Origin of the sequence: Mesorhizobium sp. M7A.F.Ca.CA.002.04.1.1, from assembly GCF_004022805.1 — a bacterium.
GTDB lineage: Bacteria > Pseudomonadota > Alphaproteobacteria > Rhizobiales > Rhizobiaceae > Mesorhizobium > Mesorhizobium ciceri.
In genome coordinates this window covers 1-2750 of sequence record NZ_RZPL01000732.1, presented here as the reverse complement: position 1 = coordinate 2750, position 2750 = coordinate 1, and the positions used below count along the sequence as shown (strand labels likewise).

The following is a 2750-nucleotide window of genomic DNA, read 5'->3' as shown; positions in this document are numbered from 1 at the left end:
CATACTGGAAGAGCGCGGCTTTCCGGTAAGCGAGGTGGTGGCGCTGGCCTCACGGCGCAGCCAGGGCACGGAAGTGTCGTTCGGCGACCGCACGCTGAAGGTGAAGTCGCTTGACCAGTATGATTTTTCCGACACCGATATCTGCATCATGTCGGCCGGCGGCAACGTCTCCAAGGAATGGTCGCCGAAGATCGGCAAGCAGGGCTGCGTCGTCATCGATAATTCGTCGGCCTTCCGCTACGACCAGGACGTGCCGCTGATCGTGCCGGAAGTGAACCCGGACGCGATCTCGCTGTTCACGCGCAAGAACATCATCGCCAATCCGAACTGCTCGACGGCGCAGCTGGTGGTGGCGCTGAAGCCGCTGCACGATTTCGCCACCATCAAGCGCGTCGTTGTCGCCACCTACCAGTCGGTGTCTGGCGCCGGCAAGGAAGGCATGGACGAGCTGTTCACGCAGACACGCGCGGTGTTTGTCGCCGACACCGTCGACGTCAAGAAGTTCACCAAGCGCATCGCCTTCAACGTCATCCCGCATATCGACGTCTTCCTCGACGACGGCTTCACCAAGGAAGAATGGAAGATGGTCGCCGAGACCAAGAAGATGCTCGATCCCAAGATCAAGCTGACGGCGACCTGCGTGCGCGTGCCGGTGTTCATCGGCCACTCGGAAGCGGTCAACATCGAGTTCGAAAAGCCGATCACCGCCGACGACGCGCGGGATATCCTGCGTGAAGCCCCAGGCTGCCAGGTCTTGGACAAGCGCGAGGACGGAGGCTACATCACGCCGCTGGAATCGGCCGGCGAGGACGCCACCTTCATCTCGCGCATCCGCGAGGATTCGACCATCGACAACGGCCTGTCGATGTGGATCGTCTCCGACAATCTGCGCAAGGGCGCCGCACTCAACGCGGTGCAGATCGCCGAGCTTTTGGTCGAGCGCGGCCTGATCCAGCCGAAGAAGAAGGCGGCCTGACGGCTGATTTAGTTTTCGCTCACGGGCCGCACCGCCGCTAGCGCGGCTGGCCCGCGGTCGCGGGCTCCGCCCTCGGCCGGGATGCTGAAGGTTTGCGGAGCATTGATGAAGGCCAATCTCCCCCACGAGGGAGATCGGCAGCTTCGCCGATGCGCTACACTCGGTTGTCTTCGGCCAGCCCGATCAGCAGCTTCAGTGCCTCCTCCGCCCTATCGGCGGGAACGAACAGATGGTCGTGATAAAAGGCCGAAACCGGGTTCACGCCCATGCCGGCGGCGGCCAGGCGCGTGGTGATGGCGGCGAGGAAGCCGACGGCTTCCAGCGACGAATGGATGTTCAGCGTCAGCATCCGGCAGCGGAACGAAGCGGTCAGTGCCGCGGCGTTGGCCTCCTCCTCGGTCACGATCAGCGTCACACCCTCGCGCTCGCGAAACACCATCACCGGCTCAACGCCTTCCGGCTGAGGGACGCCGGGTGCCAGCGTGACGAAGACATAGGCGCCGGCGAGCAGCTCCGGTGTCATCGACGCCAGCAGTGTCTTGAGATCGGTTTCGCCGGCCATCTGTCTTCCCTCGCCTGCAAAAAACGGGCCGCAGCCCACGTGCTCTTCAATATCCGCGACCGGCGCGTGCCGATAGTCCAGGCGCTGCAAGGACGACATGGCGATGTCGCTGGCGGCTGGGCTTGCAGAGCTGTCGCATCGCACAATAGAGAAGCTGAGGGCCAGTGCCGGTCCGTGAAAGGCCTTCGATGATCGTTCGCCCGCGCCCCACATTCCTGCAGCTGTTCTTCATCATGCGCGGTTCGGTCGTGCCACGCATTCTGCCGCAAATATTGGGCTTCGCGCTTTATTCCGCGATCATCCTGGCCGCGGCGCGCCGGTTCCAGCTTGATTTCAGCGTCTTCAACATCACGCCTTTCGGCCTGGTCGGCGTGACATTGTCGATCTATCTCTCGTTCCGCAACAACGCCGCCTACGACCGTTGGTGGGAGGCGCGCAAGCTGTGGGGCGCGCTGGTCTTCGAAATGCGCAACCTGGCACGCGCCACCACCAGCCTCATCCCGGACCAGACCGAACAGCGCGCCCTGCTGATGGAAGCGCTCGCCTTCTGTCATTTCCTGCGCGGGCAGTTGCGCAAGATCGACAGCATGAAGGATGCCCGTGCCTTCATCGACGCGGAGGCGGACAAGGCAGCAGCCTTTTCCAATCCGGCGGATGAGATGGTCAGGCGCATGGGCCGGCGTGCCAATGCGCAGCGCCTGGCGGGCGACGTCGACACGATCGGCTTTCGTATCCTCGATGAGAGGCTCGCGTCGGTCGCGGCCATCCAGGCCGGCTGCGAGCGGATCGCCGGTACGCCCTTGCCGTTCGCCTACACGCTGCTGGTGCATCGCACGGCCTATATCGTCTGCCTGCTGCTGCCGATCGGCCTGATCTCGACCACCGGTTGGGCGACGCCGCTGTTCACCGCGCTGATCGCCTACACTTTCTTCGGCCTCGACGCGCTGTCGGAAGAGCTCGAGGATCCGTTCGGGACCGAAGCCAACGACCTCGCTCTCGACAGCCTCTGCCGTGTCTGCGAAATCTCGGTGTTCGAGGCGCTTGGCGAAACGCCGCCGAAGATGATCCCGGCGGAAAAGTTCTATTTTTCGTAGGCAAAGGCGCGCGGGCTTAAAAGAATCTGCCCCGCTGTCGGATCGCCGCTCCATGCCACGTCCTTGGTTCGACCCCAGCAAGAAGGGGATAGAACCATCAGGAGGGACCATCATGAGC

3 protein-coding genes are annotated in these 2750 nt (G+C 63.2%); 2 read left to right on the top strand and 1 reads right to left on the bottom strand.

From position 1 onward, the window contains the following. Window position 1 precedes the first annotated feature (1 nt). Window positions 2–976: an aspartate-semialdehyde dehydrogenase gene (locus ENZ75_RS27560; RefSeq protein WP_245481259.1), complete on the top strand. Its 975-nt coding sequence runs from the start codon at window positions 2–4 to the stop codon at window positions 974–976. A 154-nt stretch (window positions 977–1130) separates the two neighbouring features. On the opposite strand, the gene ENZ75_RS27555 is transcribed toward ENZ75_RS27560, so the two are convergent. Further along, window positions 1131–1538 (bottom strand): ACT domain-containing protein, encoded by a 408-nt coding sequence (locus tag ENZ75_RS27555; RefSeq protein ID WP_013528796.1) that lies wholly within the window; start codon window positions 1536–1538, stop codon window positions 1131–1133. A gap of 188 nt (window positions 1539–1726) precedes the next feature. On the opposite strand from ENZ75_RS27555, the gene ENZ75_RS27550 reads away from it, so the two are divergent. Then, the gene (locus ENZ75_RS27550) at window positions 1727–2632 is read left to right on the top strand and encodes a bestrophin family ion channel (protein WP_063169560.1); all 906 of its coding nucleotides are present in this window, start codon (window positions 1727–1729) and stop codon (window positions 2630–2632) included. Window positions 2633–2750 lie beyond the last annotated feature (118 nt).

Coding starts and splice junctions, on each gene's coding strand:
- ENZ75_RS27555 (WP_013528796.1), bottom strand. CDS start 1,538: ATGGCCGGCGAAACCGATCTCAAGACACTGCTGGCGTCGATGACACCG.
- ENZ75_RS27550 (WP_063169560.1), top strand. CDS start 1,727: ATGATCGTTCGCCCGCGCCCCACATTCCTGCAGCTGTTCTTCATCATG.